Annotated in this window: 18 protein-coding genes; 10 read left to right on the top strand and 8 right to left on the bottom strand. The window is 73.5% G+C overall.

Annotation, left to right across the window (positions count from 1 at the left end; genetic code table 11):
* Positions 1 to 41: 41 nt before the first annotated feature.
* Complete coding sequence (locus ACWGJ5_RS02060) at positions 42 to 1,949, bottom strand: phosphatase PAP2 family protein (RefSeq protein WP_453307855.1); 1,908 nt, start codon at positions 1,947 to 1,949, stop codon at positions 42 to 44.
* A 438-nt stretch (positions 1,950 to 2,387) separates the two neighbouring features.
* On the opposite strand from ACWGJ5_RS02060, the gene ACWGJ5_RS02065 reads away from it, so the two are divergent.
* A complete protein-coding gene (locus ACWGJ5_RS02065) occupies positions 2,388 to 4,229 on the top strand; it encodes a hypothetical protein (RefSeq protein WP_453307856.1) in 1,842 nt (613 codons plus the stop codon).
* A gap of 6 nt (positions 4,230 to 4,235) precedes the next feature.
* Here the strand turns inward: ACWGJ5_RS02065 and ACWGJ5_RS02070 are convergent, their stop codons facing one another.
* Positions 4,236 to 4,898, bottom strand: a complete 663-nt coding sequence (locus ACWGJ5_RS02070; protein WP_453307857.1) for a nucleoside/nucleotide kinase family protein — start codon at positions 4,896 to 4,898, stop codon at positions 4,236 to 4,238.
* An 85-nt stretch (positions 4,899 to 4,983) separates the two neighbouring features.
* Here ACWGJ5_RS02070 and ACWGJ5_RS02075 point away from each other — a divergent pair, with 85 nt between their 5' ends.
* Positions 4,984 to 5,724, top strand: a complete 741-nt coding sequence (locus tag ACWGJ5_RS02075) for an HAD family hydrolase (RefSeq protein ID WP_453307858.1) — start codon at positions 4,984 to 4,986, stop codon at positions 5,722 to 5,724.
* Positions 5,721 to 8,093: a glycoside hydrolase family 65 protein gene (locus ACWGJ5_RS02080; protein ID WP_453307859.1), complete on the top strand. Its 2,373-nt coding sequence runs from the start codon at positions 5,721 to 5,723 to the stop codon at positions 8,091 to 8,093. Before ACWGJ5_RS02075 ends, ACWGJ5_RS02080 begins: the two co-directional genes overlap by 4 nt.
* 122 nt (positions 8,094 to 8,215) lie before the next feature.
* Here ACWGJ5_RS02080 and ACWGJ5_RS02085 read toward each other — a convergent pair whose 3' ends face one another.
* The gene (locus ACWGJ5_RS02085) at positions 8,216 to 9,109 is read right to left on the bottom strand and encodes a M48 family metalloprotease (protein WP_453307860.1); all 894 of its coding nucleotides are present in this window, start codon (positions 9,107 to 9,109) and stop codon (positions 8,216 to 8,218) included.
* Positions 9,106 to 9,489 carry a BlaI/MecI/CopY family transcriptional regulator gene (locus ACWGJ5_RS02090; RefSeq protein ID WP_453307861.1) on the bottom strand — a complete coding sequence of 128 codons (384 nt, stop codon included), beginning with the start codon at positions 9,487 to 9,489 and terminating at the stop codon, positions 9,106 to 9,108. Before ACWGJ5_RS02090 ends, ACWGJ5_RS02085 begins: the two co-directional genes overlap by 4 nt.
* A 167-nt stretch (positions 9,490 to 9,656) precedes the next feature.
* Between ACWGJ5_RS02090 and ACWGJ5_RS02095 the strand changes: the two genes are divergently transcribed.
* The 3 genes from ACWGJ5_RS02095 (at position 9,657) to prcB (ending at position 13,052) form a co-directional block, all read left to right on the top strand.
* Positions 9,657 to 11,144 carry a hypothetical protein gene (locus ACWGJ5_RS02095; RefSeq protein ID WP_453308261.1) on the top strand — a complete coding sequence of 496 codons (1,488 nt, stop codon included), beginning with the start codon at positions 9,657 to 9,659 and terminating at the stop codon, positions 11,142 to 11,144.
* Positions 11,141 to 12,121, top strand: a complete 981-nt coding sequence (locus ACWGJ5_RS02100; protein WP_453307862.1) for a lysylphosphatidylglycerol synthase transmembrane domain-containing protein — start codon at positions 11,141 to 11,143, stop codon at positions 12,119 to 12,121. The genes ACWGJ5_RS02095 and ACWGJ5_RS02100 overlap by 4 nt, the downstream gene beginning before the upstream one ends.
* 76 nt (positions 12,122 to 12,197) lie before the next feature.
* Complete coding sequence (gene prcB / locus ACWGJ5_RS02105; RefSeq protein WP_453307863.1) at positions 12,198 to 13,052, top strand: proteasome subunit beta; 855 nt, start codon at positions 12,198 to 12,200, stop codon at positions 13,050 to 13,052.
* 97 nt (positions 13,053 to 13,149) lie between these two features.
* On the opposite strand, the gene ACWGJ5_RS02110 is transcribed toward prcB, so the two are convergent.
* The 4 genes from ACWGJ5_RS02110 to ACWGJ5_RS02125 are packed head-to-tail and all read right to left on the bottom strand — an operon-like array spanning position 13,150 to position 15,629.
* Entirely contained in the window at positions 13,150 to 13,815 is a 666-nt protein-coding gene (locus tag ACWGJ5_RS02110) for a response regulator transcription factor (protein WP_228618266.1), read from the bottom strand.
* The gene (locus ACWGJ5_RS02115) at positions 13,769 to 14,524 is read right to left on the bottom strand and encodes a phosphatase PAP2 family protein (protein WP_453307864.1); all 756 of its coding nucleotides are present in this window, start codon (positions 14,522 to 14,524) and stop codon (positions 13,769 to 13,771) included. Before ACWGJ5_RS02115 ends, ACWGJ5_RS02110 begins: the two co-directional genes overlap by 47 nt.
* Positions 14,521 to 14,970, bottom strand: a complete 450-nt coding sequence (locus tag ACWGJ5_RS02120; protein WP_453307865.1) for a hypothetical protein — start codon at positions 14,968 to 14,970, stop codon at positions 14,521 to 14,523. Before ACWGJ5_RS02120 ends, ACWGJ5_RS02115 begins: the two co-directional genes overlap by 4 nt.
* A complete protein-coding gene (locus ACWGJ5_RS02125; protein WP_453307866.1) occupies positions 14,970 to 15,629 on the bottom strand; it encodes a DedA family protein in 660 nt (219 codons plus the stop codon). The genes ACWGJ5_RS02120 and ACWGJ5_RS02125 overlap by 1 nt, the downstream gene beginning before the upstream one ends.
* 245 nt (positions 15,630 to 15,874) lie before the next feature.
* Between ACWGJ5_RS02125 and efeU the strand changes: the two genes are divergently transcribed.
* From efeU to ACWGJ5_RS02145, 4 genes are all read left to right on the top strand, one after another.
* Positions 15,875 to 17,905: an iron uptake transporter permease EfeU gene (efeU, locus tag ACWGJ5_RS02130; protein ID WP_453307867.1), complete on the top strand. Its 2,031-nt coding sequence runs from the start codon at positions 15,875 to 15,877 to the stop codon at positions 17,903 to 17,905.
* 56 nt (positions 17,906 to 17,961) lie between these two features.
* Positions 17,962 to 19,233, top strand: coding sequence for an iron uptake transporter deferrochelatase/peroxidase subunit (gene efeB, locus ACWGJ5_RS02135; protein WP_453307868.1), 1,272 nt, complete (start codon positions 17,962 to 17,964; stop codon positions 19,231 to 19,233).
* 103 nt (positions 19,234 to 19,336) lie between these two features.
* Positions 19,337 to 20,494 carry a HoxN/HupN/NixA family nickel/cobalt transporter gene (locus ACWGJ5_RS02140; protein ID WP_453307869.1) on the top strand — a complete coding sequence of 386 codons (1,158 nt, stop codon included), beginning with the start codon at positions 19,337 to 19,339 and terminating at the stop codon, positions 20,492 to 20,494.
* Positions 20,495 to 20,563: 69 nt separating this feature from the next.
* The gene (locus ACWGJ5_RS02145) at positions 20,564 to 21,040 is read left to right on the top strand and encodes a DUF5709 domain-containing protein (RefSeq protein WP_453307870.1); all 477 of its coding nucleotides are present in this window, start codon (positions 20,564 to 20,566) and stop codon (positions 21,038 to 21,040) included.
* Positions 21,041 to 21,205: the final 165 nt, after the last annotated feature.

Here is a 21,205-nt window from a genome sequence, read left to right on the forward strand (position 1 = left end):
ATCATGGCCCTACTGTCGCACCGCTCCCGCCGCCGGAGGCGTCACCGCTTCACGAGTCGTACCGACAGACCTTCTGCCGTGTACACGGGTACGGCCCGCAGCCGGTCGGAGTTCACCTCGATCCGGATGAACCGTCCGCGCAGCCGGGGAACGTCGACGACCGGCAGGGTGCTGCCCTCGGCCGGCGGCCGCTCGGTGTCCAGTCGCAGCGACAGCACCGCCGAGCCGCCCAGCACGGCGAGGTGCTTGACCGTCAGGGGCGTTTTGCGGCCGGCGCGCAGGGTGACCTCCAGCGTGCCCGCGTCCTGCGCGTACGCGCCGCGCACCCGCAGTCGCCCGGCCACCCGCAGCACGCCGCCCGCGATCCGCACGTCCCCGTGGCCGAGGGCGTCCTCGGAGCCGGCGGCCAGCGTGCCCTCGGCCAGCACCGTCCCGCCGGTGTAGCGGTTGCGGCCGGTCAGCGCCAACGAGCCGGTGCCGCGCTTGGTCAGCCCGCCGCGCCCGTCGATGTCGTTGTGCCAGGCGTCGGCCGCCGAGAAACCGCCCGCCGCCGCGTCCATCGTGACCGAGACGTCCGAGTCGAAGGCGCCGTAACCGTCCGCCGCGGCGAACAGGTTCAGCCGCCCCCACTGCTCGAAGCCGTCGAGGAGGACGTACCCGGAGGGCAGGCCGGTGGTGCGCAGCACCTCGCGGCGCTGATCGGCCGTCAGATACGGCAGCCGGGTCTCCAGCAGCACCTCCGCACCCTTCGGCACGGTCAGCGGCAGATCGCGGCCCTGCCGGGTCAGGACGTACGTCAGCCGGGGCCGGACCGCGCGGGAGTTGGCATCCCGGTCGGCGTACGGGTCGGCGCCGGTGTGGGCGTAGGCGTACAGCGTGTCGGCGGTGGTGCCGGTCTGCGCGGTGAAGTAGGCGAGGGCCTGGGCACGGGCGGCGGCCTTCAGTCCCGCGTTGGCCGGGTCGGCGAGAGTGGCCGCGGCGAGAGCGGTGGCCATGATCCGGCCGCCGATGACGTCCACGGGGTGGTGCATACCGGCCACGATCCGGGTGTGGCTCAGCTCGAACGCGCGGGCCACCAGCTCCTGGAAGCGCTCGGGTACGGCGTAGGCGTAGGCGAGCGCGGCCAGGTGGAAGGCGTTGGTGTGGCCGCTCGGGAAGCCGCCGTCGTCGGCCGGGGAGGTGCCGCGCTGGCGCAGCAGCTGTGGGGCCACGACCACCGGCGAGTCGTACACCGGGAAGCCGAACGTGTCCGTCCTCCCGGTGTCGACGACCTCGCTGTCGTCGGTCAGGCGCCACGGACGCGGGTACTGGTAGGCGTACTTGGCGGGGTTGCCGGAGGCGTAGGGGCCGCGCACGGTGTCGACGAGTTCGGCGACCTTGCCGAGGGCCGAGTCGTGGGCGCCGGCGCCGAGTGCCGAGCCGGCCGGGGCGTCGGCGGGCACGGAGTCGCTGACGGTGGTCGCGGGTGTGGAGTCGGGCGCTCTCGTGATCGACGTGACCGCCTTCGCGCCCGCCTCGTAGAAGCCGGCGAGCGGGCCGAGACCGGCGATCATCGCGTAGCTCTGGTGCTGGCGGTCGTAGACGAACGCCTCCTTCGCCTGCGCGTCGGTGCGCGTCTGCGTGACGCGCGCGCAGTGGTCCAGGTCGGCGCGGAGCACCTCGGGGCGCATGGGGGTGCCGGTGTTCCAGGCGGATCCGGTCTTCCACACCTGGGCGAAGCCGCCGAGGATCCGGACGACCGCGTTGGTCTCGGGCGTGAGGTTGGCGATGACGTTCGTCTTGTAGTCGTCCACGAACGCGGCCGGTGCGGTGGCGGCCTTGGCGTCGGCCGCCGGCAGCCAGGCGGCGACGGCCGGGACGGCGAGCACGCCCGCCGACGCGGCCAGCGAGGTCTTGAGGAACCCGCGCCGGTTCGGCACGGAGGAGGGGTGCCCGGCAGGTGACGGCATGCCTGTGCCTCTCAGGAGTCGTCCACGGGGCGCCCGTCCGGATGTGCCGACTTGTGCGATCCCGTGGAGAAGCAGGGGGAAGAAGTTGAACGGGTGAATATCTAGGGGTGTGGTGTGTCTGGTCGGAGAGCCCCCGGTGATCTCCGCGTGGTCGACGGGTGAACGCGGGGCGCACGACGCACAGAAACGCCCTTGGCCGCACAGGAGCGCACGTCTGGGAGTGCTGCCGTCGGTGCGTCGGTGCGTCGGTGCGTCGGTGCGTCGGTGCGTCGGTGCGTCGGTGCGTCGGTGCGTCGGTCGCCTCGCCGCCGACGCCTTTCACGGCGCGATGTTCGCCATGCCGACACTCGCCCTGGCCTCGACGCTCATCTGCTTCGTCGCCTTCAGGGCGACACTGGTGCAAGGCCTGGCCACCACCGGAATGAAGGGCTGAACAGCGTGCATCTGCCCTACCAGCGCGGACCGCTGCACGACCTGCCGGACACCCCCGGCGCCTACGACGCCGTCCTCGCCGACGTCACCGAGCAGGCCCTCGCCCGGATGACCCCCGAGGGCAGCCTCGAACACCCCGACGCCCACCACGACATCGGCGACACCTCACTCGGCATCACCTCGCTGCTCGCCCTCGCCTGGCAGCGCGGCAAGGACCCCCGGCTGCCGGAGGCGGTCCGCCGCAGCCTCGCGTTCCATCTGCGGGAGCGCGTGTACAGCGAGGACAACCCCGGATACCCGAACCTCAGGGTCACCGACTCCGGTCTGCCGTACGCCCGTTACGTACTCCAAGCGGGCGACCACCCCATCGGCGACTGGCCCAGCACGGTCTGGGCGCTGCTCCAGGCGGTCAACGTCCTCGACGCGGCCGACGGCCTGCTGGACGACGAACAGCGCGGGGAACTGCGCGACATGGCGCACGGCTACTGGCGCCGGCTCACCGAGGCCACCTTCTTCAACCCGCAGGACGCCGGCAACCAGGCCATCGGCTGCGTGGTCGGCGGCCTGATGCTCGCCCGCCATCTCCCGGGCGGACAGGGCGCGTCGGTCCGGGCACACGCCCTGAGCCTGTACGCCGACGAGATCCGCGCCCACCGCGTCCGCGACCGGGGCGCCCTCCTGCCCCCCGAGCACGGCGGCGCCTACGACAACAACTACGGCCCGATCTCCCTGTCCTTCCTGGCCCAGGCCCACCGGGTCAGCGCGGAGCGGATCTTCGCCGAGGACGGCGACACCCTCGCCCGGTACATCGACGCCCGGCTGACGTCCGGCGGTTACGACAACGGCGGCCCCCGCTACAGCGAACAGCACTCCGGCTTCGAATCCGTCCTCGGGCTGCGGTACTTCGGCTCCCGCATCGGCGCCGACCTCGGCCGCTACCGGGGCGACACCCGCTGGGGCCGCCACGCGGTCCAGCGGGACGGCCGGATCGACGGGCACTTCGCCTTCATGCTGGTCTGGCAGATCCAGGACCCCACCCGCTGGCACCGCACCCCGTCCACCGCAGCCGCCCGTCACCAACTGCGCTCCGGTACCGTGTCCGTGGCCTTCGACAGCCGGATGACCCCCTCGCTCATCGAGGCGGGCGGCGCCTACTACCTGCCCGCGGCCGTGCGCCGCCGGCACGGGTTCGGGCCGGTCACGGACGGCTTCCTGCTGTGCCGCCCCATGGGCGCGGTCCGGGTCGCGGACGTCCGCGCCGACGGGCTCGCGGCCAAGCTGGTCACCAAGCCGGTCGTCGGCCGCGACCACGTCCTGCGCCATGTGCGCTCGCTGTACGTCACCGACGGCACCAGCCTGTGGGTGACGGTCGCCGTGGAGCGGCTCGACGGGGCGCCGTACCTGCTGTCCGGGATGCCGTACGCCGCCGACGACGGCGACCGGGTGCGCCGCACAGCCGCGGGCCAGGTCACCTCGGCGGGCGGCCTGCGCCTCACGCACCCCACGGACCCCGGCCCCGACCACTTCGACGCCCGAAGCGAACTCACCCAGGAGCAGGCCGCGTTCGCGCTCGCCGCCGACCCGCGCGGCTACGGCAACCCCGACGAGGGCTGGCACCACCTGGTCTCCTCCAGCGCCCTGGAGGCCGAGCCGGCGCCGGGCGCCCCGGAGGGCCTGCACGTGTTCGCCGTGCGGTACGGCCCGGGAGAGGCGTTCGCGCCGGTGACCGAGCCGGAGTCGAAGGAGGGCGCGGACGGGTTCGTCGTACGCACGGAGGCGTTCACGGCGGTCGTGGGCGCGGTGGCGGGTGACAGCCGCGGGGAGCCGTCCCTGACCCTCCACCGCTGAGCATCGTCAGCGCTCGGGGAGCACCGGTGCCGGCAGCGCGCCGACCGGCACCACCAGGTCCGCCCGCCCCCGCGTCGCCGCCACCAGGTCGGCGTTGCGCTGGTCGGTGCCCAGCACCCAGGTCACGGCCGCCTCGTGGTCCTTGCCGAACTCCTCGTGCCGGGCGACCAGCCGGCGGATCCGCTCGTCCTCGTCCGTCTCGCAGAACCACACCTCGTCCAGGCACGGCCGCACCCGCGCCCACGAACCCTCCGCCACCAGCAGGTAGTTGCCCTCGGTCACCACCAGCCGGGCAGTCGGCGGCACCGGGATCGCGCCCGCGATCGGCTGCTCCAGCACCCGTTCGAACCCGGGCGCGTACACCACGTCCTCGGTGTCCTCGCGCAGCCGCCGCAGCAGCGCCGCGTACCCGGCCGCGTCGAAGGTGTCCGGTGCCCCCTTGCGGTCCCGGCGGCCCAGCCGGTCCAGCTCCACGTCGGCGAGGTGGAAGCCGTCCATGGGCACGTGCGCGGCCCAGGGCGGCCCGTCGGCGTTCAGGGCGCGCACGAGGTGCTCGGCGAGCGTGGTCTTGCCCGCCCCGGGGCCGCCCGCGATGCCGAGCACGGCACGCCGGCCGTCCCGGACGAGGCCACGGGCACGGTCGAGGAGGTCGTCGAAGGTCAGCGGCACACTGCAGAGTGTGTCACCAGGAGTTCGCGCGGTGTGTGGCGTGTGCCACTCACTGGACGGCGCCCCATGGGGAACAGTGCTGGGTATGACTCAGCTCGGTCTGCCCGACACCATCCAGGCCTGTCTCTTCGATCTCGACGGGGTCGTCACCAGGACGGCCGTCGTGCACGCGGCCGCCTGGAAGGAGACGTTCGACGCGTTCCTGCGGGACTACGCGGGGGAGCAGGGGCGGCCGTTCGACGCGGTCGCCGACTACGACGAGTACGTCGACGGCCGTCCCCGCGCCGACGGGGTCCGCGCCTTCCTCGACTCGCGCGGCATCCACCTGCCCGAGGGCGCCCCGGAGGATCCGCCGGACGCCCGTACCGTGCACGGCCTGGGCAACCGCAAGAACGTCCTGCTGCTGGAGCGGATCCGCACCGGCGGCGTGGAGGCCTACGAGGGCACCCTGCGCTATCTGGAGGCGGTCCGCGCCGAGGGGCTGCGCACGGCGATCGTCTCCTCCAGCGCCAACTGCCGAGACGTGCTGCGCTCCGTCGGCGCCGAGCACTTCTTCGACGTACGGATCGACGGTGTGGTCGCCGCCGAACGGCACCTGCCGGGCAAGCCGCACCCCGACACCTTCCTTGCCGCCGCCCACGACCTGGGCGTCGAACCGTCCCGGGCCGCCGTGTTCGAGGACGCGCTGGCCGGCATGGACGCGGGCCGCGCGGGCGGCTTCGGGTACGTCGTCGGCGTGGACCGCGTGGGCCAGGCCGACGCCCTGTACGCGCACGGCGCGACCGTCGTGGTGCAGGATCTCGCCGAACTGGGAGGCAAGCAGTGATCACCGACCGGTCGTACGGCGTGGAACCGTGGGCCGTACGGGAGACCGCCCTCGACCTCGACGTGCTCGCCCAGAGCGAGTCGGTGTTCGCGCTGTCCAACGGGCACGTCGGCTGGCGCGGCAACCTCGACGAGGGCGAACCGCACGGCCTGCCCGGCAGCTACCTCAACGGCGTGCACGAGGTGCACCCGCTGCCGTACGCGGAGGCCGGGTACGGCTACCCGGAGTCGGGCCAGACGGTCATCAACGTCACCAACGGCAAGATCCTCAGGCTGCTGGTCGACGACGAGCCGTTCGACCTGCGGTACGGGCGGCTCGTGGCCCACGAGCGGGTTCTGGACCTGCGCCGCGGTGTGCTGGAGCGGACCTGCGAGTGGACCTCCCCGGCGGGCTCCACGGTCCGGGTGCGCTCGACCCGGCTGGTGTCGCTGACCCAGCGGGCGGTGGCAGCGGTGGCGTACGAGGTGGAGGCCGTCGGCGGCCGCAGCCGGGTGGTGATCCAGTCCGAGCTGGTCGCCAACGAGACCCTGCCCGAGGCGAACGGCGACCCGCGCGCGGCCATGGCACTGCAGTCGCCGCTGGAGCAGGAGGACCACTTCGCCTCCGGCGGCCGGCTGCGGCTGGTGCACCGCACCCGGCGCAGCGGCCTCAGGGTGGCCGTCGCCGCCGACCACACCGTCAGCGGCCCCGAGCGCACCACCACCCGCAGCGAGAGCGGCACCGACGTGGCCCGGCTCACGGTCACCTCCGTTCTGGAGCCCGGACAGACCCTGCGGGTGGAGAAGCTGGTCGCCCACGGCTGGTCCGGCACCCGCTCACTGCCCGCGATGGCCGACCAGGTCGACGCCGCGCTCGCCGCCGCCGCGCACGACAGCTGGCAGGGCCTGCTGGCGGACCAGCGGGCCTGCCTGGACGACTTCTGGGCCCGCGCCGACGTCGAGACGGACGGCGACGAGCAGGTCCAGCAGGCCGTCCGCTTCGCCCTGTTCCACGTCCTGCAGGCCGGGGCCCGCGCCGAGCAGCGCGCCATCCCCGCGAAGGGCCTGACCGGCTCCGGCTACGACGGGCACGCCTTCTGGGACACCGAGATGTTCGTGCTGCCCGTGCTCACCCACACCGCCCCCGCGGCGGTCGCGGAGGCGCTGCGCTGGCGGTACAACACCCTGGACGAGGCCCGCGAACGCGCGGCCCAACTCGGGCTCGGCGGCGCCGCGTTCCCCTGGCGGACCATCGCGGGACCGGAGGGCTCGGCGTACTGGCCGGCCGGCACCGCCGCCTTCCACGTGAACGCCGGCATAGCCGACGCGGTGGTCCGGTACGTCGAGGCCACCGGCGACACCGCGTTCGAGCGCGAGATCGGCGTGGAACTGCTGGTGGAGACGGCCCGGTTGTGGCGCTCGCTGGGCCACCACGACGCCCACGGCGTCTTTCACATCGACGGAGTCACCGGCCCCGACGAGTACAGCGCGGTCGCCGACGACAACACCTACACCAACCTCATGGCCCGGCAGAACCTGCTGCGCGCGGCCGACGCCGCCGAACGCCATCCGCGCGAGGCGGCACGACTGGGCGTGGACGAGGAGGAGAGCGCGGCCTGGCGGGACGCCGCCGAGGCCATGCACTTCCCCTACAACCACGAACTCCGCGTCCACGAGCAGCACGCCGGGTTCACCCGCTACCAGCGCTGGGACTTCACCGGCACCCGTCCCGACCAGTACCCGCTGCTGCTGCACTTCCCCTACTTCGACCTCTACCGCAAGCAGGTCGTCAAACAGGCCGACCTGGTGCTGGCCATGTACACCTGCGGTGACTTCTTCGAAAAGGGGTACGACGACGAGGGCGCGGACGGCGCGGAGCAGATCGCCCGGAACTTCGCCTACTACGAGCCGCTGACCGTGCGGGACTCCTCCCTGTCGGCGTGCTGCCAGGCCGTGATCGCCGCCCAGGCGGGCCATCTGGACCTCGCCTGGGCCTACACCACCGAGGCGGCCCTGATGGACCTGCAGGACCTGGAGCACAACACCCGCGACGGGCTGCACATCGCCTCGCTGGCCGGTACCTGGATGGCGCTGGTGGCGGGCTTCGGCGGGATGCGCCGCGACGGCGAGCGCCTGCGGTTCGCGCCGCGCCTGCCCGAGCGGTTGAGCCGGCTCGCCTTCAACGTGGAGTTCCGCGGCCGGCGGCTGCGCGTGGACATCGGCGCGGACAAGGCGACGTACACGCTGCTGGACGGGCCGCCGCTGACCGTGCGGCACCATGGTGAGCGGCTCATCGTGAGCACCGACGAGCCGGCGGTGCGGGCGGTGCCGGCTGTATTCCGCCGACCTACCCCGGAGCAGCCGCTGCATCGCGCCCCGAACGGCAGCTGAGACAGGCGCGCCGCTGCGCGTGCCGGGATCTGTCGTGGGGCGTCTGCCGCACCGCTGTGGCTGGTCGCGCCCACACGGCGGAGCCGCGTATCGATACGGCCCCGCGCCCCTTGCGGGCGCTTTCAGTTCAGCACGCCGGACAGTTGCCGCAGCAGATCGCCCGTGGCGTCGGCCGCGAGCAGCGCGGACACGGTGCCCAGGAGGAGGACGGCCGCCGCGGCGGACCACAGTCGTGGGGGCGGGCTGGTCTGCAGGGCCGCGATCCGGCGGGTGACGGCCCGGTCGGTGAAGTGCAGGGCGCAGGCGGTGCGGGCCCGGCCGGCGGTGAGCGCGGCCCGGGCCAGCGCCCGGGCGGTGGTCCGCCGGTCGCCGACCGTGGCCGCGGCCTGCTCGTCGGCCCACCGTTCCACGAGGAAGCCGACGGCCTTGCGCACCGGCCCGAGCAGCGGGTCGGCCGCCGCCGCGAGCGTCGCCGCCGTGACCAGCGGCCCGTGCCGGTGGGCGAGATGGGCGCGCTCGTGCGCGAGGAGCACCCGCCGCTCGGCGGGCTCCAGCGCGCGCAGCATCGCCGAGGTGACCAGGATCCGGCCCGGCCGTCCCGGGATCGCGAACGCCTGCGGCACCTCGGAGGCCGCGACGATCAGCTCGGTGTCCGCCGGGTGCCCCGCGCACAGCCGGCGCAGGGCGCGGCGGGTGCGGCGTTCGGCGCGTACGGCCCGGTACACCCGAACGGCGATCGCCACCAGGGCCAGGCAGGCTGCGAGGCCGATCGTCTCGGGCACCGGATTCGTCACCGGATGCCCGTCCTCGCGGGCCTCGCGGATCAGCGGTGGCGCGTGGCCGAGGAGCGCGGCGGCCAGCAGGACCAGTGACCAGGTGGTGGCCGCGGCCGTCAGTACGGCCGCCGAGGTGAGCACGCGGGCGGCGAGTGCCGGAGCGACCCGGCGGGCGAGCAGCGGGCCGACCACCGACAGCAGCAGGGACAGCACCAGAGGGGTGTAGACGTCGAACCTCATGCGCCGCCTCCGGCGAGCAGCTCGCGCAGCGCCCGCTCCTCCTCGGGGCTCAGCCCGGTCACGAACTGCTGGAGCGCGGCGATCGGGTCCGGGCCGCGGTCCAGGGCCTCGTGCATCGCCTCGGCGGTCAGCTCGGCCGCGTTCTTGGCCGGCCGGTACGCGCCGCGCCGCCCGGCGGCGTCCCGGAGTACCAGCCCTTTGTCGTACAGGCGTTTGAGGATGGTGTGCACCGTGTTGTAGGCGAGCGCCCCGTCGATCTCGGCCTGGATCTCCGCCGGGGTCAGTGGCCGCTCGGTGGCCCAGAGCGTGGCCAGCACCTCGCTCTCCAGCTCACCGGCGCTGCGCCGCTCCGTCCTGCCGCGGGACCCTGTGCCAGCCATGCCCCAACCTTACAGCGCGTAGTGCCGTCGGCCGGATGGCCCCGTCCGCCCGGCATCAGGCAGGTGTTCGCGGTAGTTTGACGGTGTTTTCCCCGACTCCCGTCCTGGACCCTACGGGTTGTAGGGTGGCGAGGGTCTCCACACGCCGCGGGGACAGAGGGGTGATGATGGCCGGCAGCGCGCACGCCACACTCGCCGGACTCCGGCGCTCACGCTCACCGCGCACGTCCGACGGCACCCGGCCGGTCCCCGCCACCGCCCCGCTCGCGGCCGTCGCCGCCGCCTTCACCCTGGCCCAACTGCTCCTGGTCCGGCCCGGCATGGGCCTCGGCTGGGACGAGGCGGTGTACGTCAGCCAGGTCAGCCCCCAGGCCCCCGCCGCCTTCTTCAGCGCACCCCGGGCCCGGGGTGTCTCCCTGCTCGTCGCGCCCGTCGCTTCCTGGTCCACCTCCACGGCCCTGCTGCGGACATACCTCGCCGTCCTGTCCGGCCTCGCCCTGTACCTGGCCCTGCGCGCCTGGCGCGGCCTGTTCCCGGTACGCGTCCTCGCCCTCTCCGGCGCCCTCCTCGCCTCCCTGTGGGTCACCCTGTTCTACGGCCCACAGGCCATGCCCAATTACTGGGTCGCCGTCGGCGCCCTGGCCGCCGTCGGATGTTTCCTGCGCGTCCGCGCCGGCCGAGCCGACCGGAGTGCCCTGTGGGGCCTGGCGGCGAGTGCCGCGCTCATGGCCCTGATGCGGCCCATGGACGCCGTCTGGGCGGTGCTGCCGCTTCTCGCCCTCGGCCTCGCGCGCCGCCACCGGCGGGCACTCGCGGTGCTGCTCGCCGGGCTCGCGGCCGGTGCCGCCGACTGGGTGGTCGAGGCGTACGCCGACTACGGCGGCCCGGTGCGCCGGCTGTCCGAGGGCTCGGCGATCCAGGGCGGCCTCGGCTGGCACCTCGCCGTCGTCGACCAGCTGCGCAGTCTCAGCGGCCGGGCGCTGTGCCGACCGTGCACCGGCGCCCTCCCCAACCCGCTGGTCACCGTCTGGTGGTTCGTCCTGCCGCTGCTCGCCGTGCTCGGGCTCGTCGTCGCCGTCCGCGCCCGGCGTACGACGGCCACGCTGCTGCCGCTGGCCTGCGCGGCCACCGCCGCCTTCCCGTACCTGTTCATGATCGGCTACGCCGCCCCGCGCTTCCTGCTGCCGGCCTACGCCCTGCTCGCCCTCCCGGTCGCCGACGCACTGACGTACCTGGTCACGGCGGGGCGCCGGCCCTGGCGCCCGATCGTCGCCACCCTGCTCTGCCTCGGGCTGGCCGGCCACCTCGCGGTGCAACTGGCCGTGCTCGTGAACACCGTAGACGGCGCCGTCGAGGCCCACCGCGGCTGGTCCCGCACGGCCGGCGCCCTGCACCGGGTCGGCGTCCGCCCGCCCTGCCTGCTCACCGGGGACGGGGCCATCCCCGTCGCCTTCTACACCGGATGCTCCTCGGCCGAGACGACCGGGCACAACGCCAACAGCACCGAGGAGGCCATCATCGGGACCGCCCGGCGGATCCCGGTCGCCGCGCTGGTTCCCGACGGCACCCGGCCGCCCGGATACGCCCGCGACTGGCCGTCCGAACCGCTCGACGGACAGCGGTTGTACTACTCCGTGCCCGGGGGCGGCCGATGACGTCCCCGCCCCGAACCCAGGGACGGCCACTTCAGTCCCCGCCGGAACCCGCCCCGTCCCTGGGCCGCCGGCACGCCTGCTGGCACGCCGGCGTCCTGCTCGCCGTCCTGCTCGGCGGGCTCTACCTGGCCCGCCGGCACTGGCCCGCCCTCGAGAGCGGCGCCGGGCGGCTGGCCGGCGCCGACCAGGGCTGGCTGCTGGTCGGCGCGACGGCGGCCCTCGGCACCTGGGCGGCCTCGGCGCTCGCCCAGCAGGGCGCGGTGCTACGACGACTGCCAGGATCCCGGCTGGTCGCCGCCCAGTTCGCCGCCTCCGCAGCCAACCATCTGCTGCCCGCCGGACTCGGCGCGGGCGCGGTGAACCTCAGGTTCCTGATGCGCTGCGGACTACCCGCCGGCCGCTCGGCCAGTGCGCTCGCCGTCAAGGCCACCGCCGGTGCGACGGTCCGCCTGGCACTGATCGCGCTGCTCGCCCCGGCCTGCCCCGGACTGCTGCGCCCGCCGCACCCCACCCCGACGGCCCTCGCCGTCGCCCTCGGCGTACTCGTGCTGCTCACGGCCCTGCCGGTCACCCCCTGGTGGGCGCGCTGCCGCCGGGGTCTGTCGGCCGTCCTGGCCGACATCCGTGCCCTGCACGCCTGTCCCGCGCGAGCGGTGGCCCTGTGGGGCGGCTCCCTCGCCTTCGCCGCGCTGCACTCGCTCGTCCTCATCGCCGTCACCCAGGCGGTGGAACTGCCGCTGCCCCCGCTCCAGGTGGCCCTGCTCTACCTCGCTGCCAGCAGCGCCGCCGCCCTGCTGCCCACCCCGGGCGGCCTCGGTTCCCTGGACGCGGCGCTCGTCCTCGCCCTCACCGTCTCCGGTGCCCCCGGCGCGGCCGCCGCCTCGGCCGTGCTCGGGTACCGGCTGCTGACCGTGTGGCTGCCCCTGCTTCCGGGGCTGCTGGTGCTCGGGGTGCTGGTGCGGCGCAAAGCCCTGTGACGGACCGGGAGTTTCCCGAGCGCCCGCCGCAGGTAGGTGTCGGATGTCCGGGTGCCGTCACACGAGGGGGAGCGTCATGGCGGGGAGCGACACGGCGGGGCTGCCGAGCGAGGCGTTCTTCACACCGGGGACCTCGTCCTTCACCGAGTTCCTGGCCGCGCACCGCCCCGGGCTGCTGCCCACGGCGCCCGTGCTGCCCGCCGCGGCGCGGACGCCCGCCGACCGGTTCCCGCACGGCACCACCGTGCTCGCCCTCACCTACCGCGAGGGCGTGCTGATAGCCGGCGACCGCCGGGCCACCATGGGCAACCTGATCGCCCAGCGCGACCTGGAGAAGGTGCACCCCGCCGACGACTACACGGCCGTCGCCTTCGCCGGCACCGTCGGCCTCGCCGTCGACATGGTGCGGCTCTACCAGGTCGAGCTCACGCACTTCGAGAAGATCGAGGGCACCCCCATGACCCTGGCCGGCAAGTCGACCCGGCTCGCGGCCATGATCCGGCAGAACCTCGCCCAGGCCATGCAGGGCCTCGCCGTCGTCCCACTGCTCGCCGGGTACGACCTCACCGCGCCCGACGGCGGGCGCGGCCGCATCTTCGCCTTCGACGCGGCCGGCGGCCTCTACGAGAAGTGCGACTTCCACGCCGAGGGCTCCGGCTCGCCGTACGCCCGGGGCGCCCTGAAGAAGCTGTACCGGCCTGGCCTCGGCCGGCGCGAGGCCGTCCTCGCCGCCCTCCAGGCGCTGTACGACGCGGCGGACGAGGACTCGGCGACCGGCGGTCCCGATGTGCACCGCCGTATCTTCCCCGTCGTCTGCGTGATCACGGCGGACGGCTTCGAGCGGCTGCCGGAGCCGGAGACCGAGGAGCTCAGCCGCGAGACGGTACGCCAGCGCACGGCCCGCCCGGACGGCCCACACGCCGCGCCCTGACGGCTGTGGAGCGGGGCGCGAGCCGGACCGGGCCCGACGGCGCCGGGGCGGGGAATGCCGTCATGCGGCCGAGAGGCGAGGGCGTGGTGGTGCGGCCTCAGGTCAGGCGGTGGCCGATACCGCGCGCGGTGGCGATGGTCCGCTCGCTGCCCGCCGCGCGCAGCTTGCGGCGCAGCCGCGTCAGGTACTGGTCCAGCGTGTTGTCGCTGACCTGCGCCCCCTCCGGCCAGCCCGCGCGGACCAGATCGCGGCGGCGCACCAGCTCCCCGCCGGCCGCGGTGAGCGCCGCCAGCAGCCGGAACTCCGTCGGCGTGAGGTCGACGCGCCTGCCGTGCACGGTGGCGCTGTGCCGGACGGCGTCCAGCACGAGTCCGCCCGCGGCGGCGGCCGGGGCCGCAGGCGCGGTCCGGCGCAGGGCGGCGCGCAGCCGGGCGGCCAGCTCGGCGAGGTGGAACGGCTTGGGCAGGTAGTCGTCCCCGCCGGCCGAGAAGCCGGACAGGCGGTCCGTGAGCCCCTGCCGGGCGGTCAGGAACAGGACCGGGGCGAGGAAGCCGTTGGCCCGCATCGCCTGGCAGACGTCGCGGCCGTCGGCATCGGGCAGGCCGACGTCCAGTACGACGGCGGACACGTCCGGTGTCGCCAGCCGCAGGGCGGTGGCGCCGTCGCCGGCGCACACCGTGTCGAACTCCTCGTCCTGCAGACCACGCCGCAGCACGTCACGCAGGGCGTGATCGTCTTCGACGATGAGGATCCTGGGGTGCATGTCTCTCCACCGGCCCGTCGGCCGCGTCGTTCGGGTGGGGTGTGCCCGGCTCGGGGGCACGGGGGACGTATCGCCCGGGCAGCCACCGGGCCACAGCGCAGACGAAGACACCGAGCCAGCCGACGGCGAGCAGCCAGCCGCCGACCACGTCGGTGAACCAGTGCACGCCCAGGAACACACGGGTCAGCCCGACCCCGGCCCCCCAGCACGCGACCAGCAGACACAGCACGGTCCTGCCGCGCGGGGCACGCAGGCACAGGGCCACCGTCAGCAGGCCCGCCGTCAGCGCGGCGGTGGTGGTGTGCCCGGAGGGGAAGGACCAGCCGGAGGCCTGGGTCTGCCAGTCGTACGGCGACGGCCGGGCCCTGGCGACCAGCTCCATCACGCCGTACCGCACCGCCTGGCCCGTGCCCAGGCAGACCGCGCAGAGCAGCACGGCCTCCAGCCGCTGCCGCCCGGTGCGTCCGGCGATCAGCCCGGCCAGGACCACCAGGACGTACGGCACGACCCCCGTGCCCGTGGCGGTCAGGCCGCGGGCCACCGCCACCGCGACCGGCGGTCGGTGCCCGACGGACCAGGACAGCAGGCCCTGGTCCAGGTCGAGCGGGCTGCCCTGGTCGCTCACCAGCACGGCGGCCAGCGCAGCGAACGCCATCCAGGCGCCCAGGGCCACCGTGCCCGCCCGCTCCGCGACGTTCTTGGGCTTCATGCGGTTCCCGCCACCGGCAGTGGGCGCGGCCGGGTCCCCGACAGCCGCCCCGGGAGCCGGGCCGGCCGGCGGGGCGGGGCGACCCGGGTCAGGAGGCCGACGAGCGCGCCGATGCCGTGCGGATCGTCCTCACCGTCCCCTGCGGGACACGCCGCCGGAGTGCGGAAGACCAGGCCCCCGCCGGGCCGGCCCTCTACGACCAGCGGCTGCACAGCGCTGTTCACCGTGAACAGCGCCGGCACCGCCACCGGCACGGTCGCCCCGGTCGCTCCGTCCCGGCGGCCCCGCCACCGGCCCACCCCCCTGATCGGCGGGCACACCCCCGCGTCGTACGCCGTCCACGCGGCGACGGCGTCGTCCGCCCGGCCCGGTGAGCGGCGGGCGAGGTACACCAAGTCGGGGTGGGGCGGACCGTCCGCCGACGAGCCCGGCAGGGGGGACGGCATCAGCGGGCTTCCTTGGCCGCTTTGCGGGAGCGCAGCACCTCGGCCGCGAGCGGGAGGAGGGACACGGCGACGATCAGCGCGATCACCGGCAGCAGGTACTTGTCGACGTTCGGGATCGAGGAGCCCAGCGCGTATCCGCCGAGCGTGAGACCGAGGCTCCACACGAGCCCGCCGGCCACCTGCCAGAGGGTGAAGGTCCGGGGCGGGACCTCGAGGGCGCCTGCCAGCGGGTTAAGCACCGTGCGCACCACGGGAATGAAGCGGGCCAGCACGATCGCCTTCGCGTGTCCGTACCGATCCAGGAGTTCCTCGGCACGCTGGGCGCCCTCGCGCAGCTTGGCCGAGCGGCTGCGGGCCAGCAGCGCGCCGCCCGCCTTCCGGCCGATCAGGAACCCGCACTGCGAACCGGCCAGCGCGCCGACGGCCGCCGCGACGAGCAGCGGCCCGAGCGAGAGGTGTACCCCGCTGTCGGACCTGCCCGTGCACAGCAGCCCCGCCGTGAACAGCAGGGAGTCTCCGGGCAGGAAGAATCCGATCAGCAGGCCCGTCTCCGCGAAGAGCACCACGCCGACGCCGAGCACGCCGAAGGTGGCGAGCAGCGAATGGGCGTCGAGCACGTTGACCGCGAGCTGCGACGCCAGGTGTGGGGGAGTGGCCATCGCCGTACGCCCTTTCCTTCGACTACGACTTCGACTTGGACTTCGGCTCGTCTTCGACTGCGACAAAGATCCGACTACACATTTGTAGACGGTCCAGCGGACGGAAGACGAACGGAGAGTGGCGATCGTTCCCGGACTTTGCCTGCCTATTACTGCTTCGTGACCGGTCGAATACTTGGACATGGTCATGATGGTCCGCGAAGGTAAGGCATGCCTTCACTAACTAACAGGGAGGGCAGCAGGGCATGTGGGACGACGCGTTTCCGAGTTTCCTGATCGGACTCAGGGAAGGACTCGAAGCCGGACTCATCGTCTCCATCCTGGTGGCCACCCTGGTGCGGGCCGAGGCGCGCTCGCGGCTGCCCCAGGTGTGGACCGGCGTCCTGGCCGCCGTCGCCGTGGCGATGAGCTTCGGCGCGGTGCTCACCTTCACCGCCGCGTCCATGCCGCAGACCGCCCAGGAGGCGTTCGGCGGCACCCTCAGCGTGATCGCCGTCGCCTTCGTCACCGCCATGGTCTTCTGGATGCGCCGGTCGGCCCGCAGCCTCTCCGGTGAGCTGAAGGAGAAGGTGACCGGCGCCCTCGCCATGGGTTCCGGCGTGCTGGTCCTCACCTCCTTCCTCGCGGTCGGTCGGGAGGGCCTGGAGACGGCCCTGTTCCTGTGGACCACCGCGCAGGCGGCCGGCGAGTCGGCCGGACCGCTGACCGGCGCCGCCATCGGTCTCGTCCTCGCGGCGGGCCTGTGCTGGGGCCTGTACCGGCGCGTGCTGAAGATCAACCTGACGAAGTTCTTCACCGCCACCGGCGCCGTCCTGATCGTCATCGCGGCCGGTGTCCTCGGCTACGGCCTGCGCGACCTCCAGGAGGGCGGAGTGCTGCCCGGGAAGACGGCCTACGCGGTCGACCTGGCGAGCAGCGTCGACGCCGGTTCCTGGTACAGCACCCTGATCCAGGGCGTCCTCAACCTCACCCCGACCATGACCTGGCTCCAGGCGGTGGCCTACGTCGGCTACCTGGCCGTCGTGATGACCCTGTTCGTGCGCGGCGTGCGGACCACGGGCCCCAAGCCGGCGAAGGAACGCCCCGAGCACGAGCCGAAGGCCGGCCGGCCCGAGCGGCGCCGGCCGGTCTGGGTGGTGCCCGCCGCCGTCGTCGCCGTACCCGCCGTGATCGCCGGACTCGTCGTCGCCCTCTCCCGGCCCAAGCCCGCCGGTGACCAGACCGTCGCCGTCTCCGAGACCGAGTGCGGCAAGGGCTTCACCGCGCCCAAGCCGGGCCGGCAGACCTTCCAGATGCAGAACACCGGCGGCAAGACCTCCGAGGTGTACCTCATCGACCCGTCGACCAGCGCGGTCTACGGCGAGATCGAGGGCCTGGCCCCCGGCACCACCCGCGACCTCGTCGCCACCGTCGCCGGCGGCACCTACGCCTGGCGCTGCGTCCCCACCGGCGGCAAGGCCGTCACCTCCAAGCCGGTCACCGTCAGCGGCGGCGGCGCGGCGAAGCCGGTCGTCCCCGTCTCCGAACAGGACCTCGCCGCGCCCCTGAAGGCGTACAAGACGTACGTCGAGCAGGGGCTGGACACCCTCGTCACCCAGACCCGCACCGTGGACGACGACATCGAGCACGGCCACCTCGACAAGGCCCGCACCGACTGGCTCACCGCCCACCGCACCTACGCCTCCCTCGGCGCCGCCTACGGCACCTTCGAGGACTACGACAAGAAGATCGACGGCCGCGCCGACGGACTTCCGGACGGCGAGCGGGACAAGGGCTTCACCGGCTTCCTCCGCCTCGAGTACGGCCTGTGGCACGGTCGGTCCGCCAAGGACCTGACCGGCCCCGCCCGACAGCTCGCCGCCGACGCCGCCGGGCTGCGGACGGCCTTCCCGAGCCAGGACTTCGACCCCGGCGACCTGCCGCTGCGCGCCCACGAGATCCTGGAGAACACCCTCCAGTTCGAGCTGACCGGCGACACCGACGAGGGCAGCGGCACATGCCTCGCCACCGCCGACGCCAACCTCGCCGGCACCCGCGAGCTGCTCACCGTCCTCAGGCCGCTGCTCACCAGCCGCGCCCCGAAGCTGCTGCCGACGGTCGACGCCGACATCGCCCGCGTGCAGAAACTCCTGGACGCGGCCCACGACGGCACCCACTGGACCCCCGTCGACCAGCTCGCGGCGACCGACCGGCAGCGGCTGAACGGCGCCACAGGGCAGCTGCTGGAAGACCTCGCCCCGATCCCGGACCTGCTCGAGATCCGGAAGTCCGCCTGATGACCGAAGCCTGCCCGATGATGTCCGCGCACCCGCACCCCGAAGGGAACCCTGCGATGTCCACTGCCGAACCGTCGGCCTGCCCGGTCGGCCCCGCCCGCCGCTCCTTCGTGCGGACCGCGCTGGGCGCCGGTGCCGCCGGAGCGGTCCTGGCCGGCGGCGGCTTCGCCCTCGGCGAGAGCGGCGGCACCGCACAGGCCCGGTCGGCGAACGCCGACGGCACCGCCGAGGTCCCCTTCCACGGCGCCCACCAGGCAGGCATCGTCACCCCGGCACCGGCCGCCGCCACCTTCGTCTCCCTGGACGTCATCGCGGACGACCGCAAGGGCCTGACCGACCTGCTGAAGACCATCACCGAGCGGGCCCGCTTCCTCACCTCCGGCGGCACCCCCACCGACCTGGGCGTCGGCGCCCCGCCCTCGGACAACGGCATCCTCGGCCCCGAGGTCCCCTCCGACGGCCTCACCGTCACCGTCGGCGTCGGCGCCTCCCTCTTCGACGAGCGCTACGGCCTCGCCAAGGCCAGGCCCGCCAGGCTCACCCCGATGCGGACCTTCCCCAACGACAACCTGAACGCGGCCGAGTGCCACGGCGACCTGTCCCTGCAGATCTGCGCCCAGAGCACGGACACCGTGCTCCACGCCCTGCGCGACATAGCCCGGCACACCCGCGGCGCCATGCAGATCAAGTGGCGCATCGACGGCTTCCAGAGCGCCCCGCGACCCACCGGCGCCCAGCGCAACCTGCTCGGCTTCAAGGACGGCATCGCCAACCCGGACGTCACCTCCGCGCGCGAGACGAACAAGCTGATCTGGGTCGGCGACGGCCAGGGCGAGCCCGCCTGGACCACGGGCGGCAGCTACCAGGTCGTCCGGATCATCCGGATGCTGGTCGAGTTCTGGGACCGGGTCTCGCTCACCGAGCAGGAGAAGATGTTCGGCCGGCGCAAGGACACCGGCGCCCCGCTCGACGGCGCGAAGGAGACCGACATCCCCCAGTACGCCAAGGACCCGCACGGCACCGCGATCCCGCTCGACGCCCACATCCGCCTCGCCAACCCGCGCAAGGCCTCGACCGACAGCTCCCGCATCCTGCGCCGCGGCTACAACTACGACCGGGGTGTGGACAACGTCGGCAACCTCGACATGGGCCTGGTCTTCTGCTGCTACAACCAGGACGTCAAGCGCCAGTTCGAGGCCGTGCAGACCCGGCTGATCGACGAGCCCCTGGTGGACTACATCTCCCCGACGGGCGGCGGCTACTTCTTCGCCCTGCCCGGCGTACGGGACGCCACGGACTGGCTGGGCCGGGGCATGCTGTCGGCGTAGCAGGCCCTGCGATCTCTATTGCACATCAGTTGCAGGTGCGGAATGATGGCGCACGGTTGCGCAGCGCAGCCATTCCCGCACAGCGATAGGAAAGACCCTCCCGATGACGGCCGCCCCTGGTTCCGCTCCGTCCCTCCCCGTCCAGGCCGACGCCAAGCGCTCGGCCTGGCAGCGTGTCCGCCGCTCCATGACGCGGCAGGAGTGGATCAGGGTCGGTTCGATGGCCGCCTTCGTGCTCGCCCTGCACATCATCGGCTGGGGCACCCTGGTCGGGATCATCGCGCCGCAGCACTTCAGCGTCGGCACTCAGTCCTTCGGCATCGGCATCGGCGTCACCGCCTACACCCTCGGCATGCGGCACGCCTTCGACGCCGACCACATCGCGGCGATCGACAGCACCACCCGCAAGCTCATGGGGCAGGGACAGCGCCCGCTGTCAGTGGGCTTCTGGTTCTCCCTCGGCCACTCCAGCATCGTCTTCGGCCTCTCCCTGCTGCTCTCGCTCGGCATGAAGACCCTCGCCGGACCGGTCCGCGACGACAACTCACACCTTCACGAGGTGACCGGCCTGATCGGTACGACGGTCTCCGGCACCTTCCTCTACCTCATCGCCGGCATCAACCTCGTCATCCTCGCCGGCATCTGGAAGGTCTTCCGGCAGATGCGCTCCGGCGCCTACGACGAGGCCGCGCTGGAGACGCAGCTGAACAACCGCGGCTTCATGAACCGCCTGCTGGGCCGGGTCACCGGCTCGATCAGCAAGCCGTGGCAGATGTACCCGCTGGGCCTGCTGTTCGGCCTCGGCTTCGACACCGCGACGGAGATCGCCCTGCTGGTCCTCGCCGGCTCCGGCGCCGCCTCCGGCCTGCCCTGGTACGCGATCCTCTGCCTGCCCGTCCTCTTCGCGGCCGGCATGTCCCTGCTGGACACCATCGACGGCTCGTTCATGAACTTCGCCTACGAGTGGGCGTTCTCCAAGCCGGTCCGCAAGGTCTACTACAACCTCACCATCACCGGCCTGTCCGTCGCCGTCGCCCTCATCATCGGCACCGTCGAACTCCTCGGTCTCCTGGCCGACAAGCTCGGTCTGCACGGCGCCTTCTGGGACTGGATCTCCGGCCTCGACCTGAACACCGTCGGCTTCGTGATCGTCGGCCTGTTCTTCGCCACCTGGGCGATCGCCCTGCTGGTGTGGAAGGCGGGCCGCATCGAGGAGAAGTGGACGCAGAGCCTCGCCCCGGCGGAGCAGTCGGGGTCCTGACCGGGGTTAGCCGACCCCTCGGCGGGAAACGCGGACCGGGACCGCCCGCGAGCCCAGAGGGAGGCGACCATGAGCGACCCGCAGTCCGAGCAGACCCCGATGGCGGACGACGCCTACCAGCCCACCGGAACCAACGAGGAACAAGCGGACGCCGGCCCCCTGGACCTCCAGGACGCGGTCGACGAGCGTACCTACGACGACGTCCTCGACGAGGGCTACTCCCCGCCCGAACGCCCCCTCGCCGTCACCAGGCAGGGCACCACCGCCGCCGAGCAGCACGCCGGGGAGACCCTGGACGAGCGGCTCGGCCAGGAGGCGGCGGACGTGACCGCACCACCGGGCGACGACGTCGGCGACCTGCCCGGCGGCGAGGGCGAGCCCCTCGACCCCGAGGCGGGCGGGCCCCGAGCCGGCCGCCTGGTCGCTCCGGACGAGGGCGCGCACACGGTCACCACCAAGGAGGAGGTCGCGCGGGACGTGGGCGTGGACGGGGGAGCGGCGGGCGCGGAGGAGGCAGCGGTGCACGTGGTGGAGGAGGAGACCTGAGTCTGCCGGCCGACAGGCATCGTCGGTGCCGCTGTCCTCCTGAAGGAAACGGCGGCGTCGAGCGGTATGGCGGACGTGGGCCGACCGGCCCAGGCCGTGAAGGGACATGTGGCGTCCCCATGGGGGCCGAGTGCCCCTATCCATGCCCTTACGGGCGGATGACGC

Source organism: Streptomyces sp. NPDC054783 (genome assembly GCF_053611725.1).

Bases quoted from the DNA above. Each gene is read 5' to 3' on its own strand.
- ACWGJ5_RS02140 (WP_453307869.1), top strand. From the start codon at position 19,337: ATGACGGCCGCCCCTGGTTCCGCTCCGTCCCTCCCCGTCCAGGCCGAC.
- ACWGJ5_RS02110 (WP_228618266.1), bottom strand. From the start codon at position 13,815: ATGCACCCCAGGATCCTCATCGTCGAAGACGATCACGCCCTGCGTGAC.
- ACWGJ5_RS02060 (WP_453307855.1), bottom strand. From the start codon at position 1,949: ATGCCGTCACCTGCCGGGCACCCCTCCTCCGTGCCGAACCGGCGCGGG.
- ACWGJ5_RS02085 (WP_453307860.1), bottom strand. From the start codon at position 9,109: ATGAGGTTCGACGTCTACACCCCTCTGGTGCTGTCCCTGCTGCTGTCG.
- ACWGJ5_RS02075 (WP_453307858.1), top strand. From the start codon at position 4,984: ATGACTCAGCTCGGTCTGCCCGACACCATCCAGGCCTGTCTCTTCGAT.
- efeB (WP_453307868.1), top strand. From the start codon at position 17,962: ATGTCCACTGCCGAACCGTCGGCCTGCCCGGTCGGCCCCGCCCGCCGC.
- efeU (WP_453307867.1), top strand. From the start codon at position 15,875: ATGTGGGACGACGCGTTTCCGAGTTTCCTGATCGGACTCAGGGAAGGA.
- ACWGJ5_RS02100 (WP_453307862.1), top strand. From the start codon at position 11,141: ATGACGTCCCCGCCCCGAACCCAGGGACGGCCACTTCAGTCCCCGCCG.
- ACWGJ5_RS02145 (WP_453307870.1), top strand. From the start codon at position 20,564: ATGAGCGACCCGCAGTCCGAGCAGACCCCGATGGCGGACGACGCCTAC.
- ACWGJ5_RS02125 (WP_453307866.1), bottom strand. From the start codon at position 15,629: ATGGCCACTCCCCCACACCTGGCGTCGCAGCTCGCGGTCAACGTGCTC.
- prcB (WP_453307863.1), top strand. From the start codon at position 12,198: ATGGCGGGGAGCGACACGGCGGGGCTGCCGAGCGAGGCGTTCTTCACA.
- ACWGJ5_RS02120 (WP_453307865.1), bottom strand. From the start codon at position 14,970: ATGCCGTCCCCCCTGCCGGGCTCGTCGGCGGACGGTCCGCCCCACCCC.
- ACWGJ5_RS02095 (WP_453308261.1), top strand. From the start codon at position 9,657: ATGGCCGGCAGCGCGCACGCCACACTCGCCGGACTCCGGCGCTCACGC.
- ACWGJ5_RS02090 (WP_453307861.1), bottom strand. From the start codon at position 9,489: ATGGCTGGCACAGGGTCCCGCGGCAGGACGGAGCGGCGCAGCGCCGGT.
- ACWGJ5_RS02115 (WP_453307864.1), bottom strand. From the start codon at position 14,524: ATGAAGCCCAAGAACGTCGCGGAGCGGGCGGGCACGGTGGCCCTGGGC.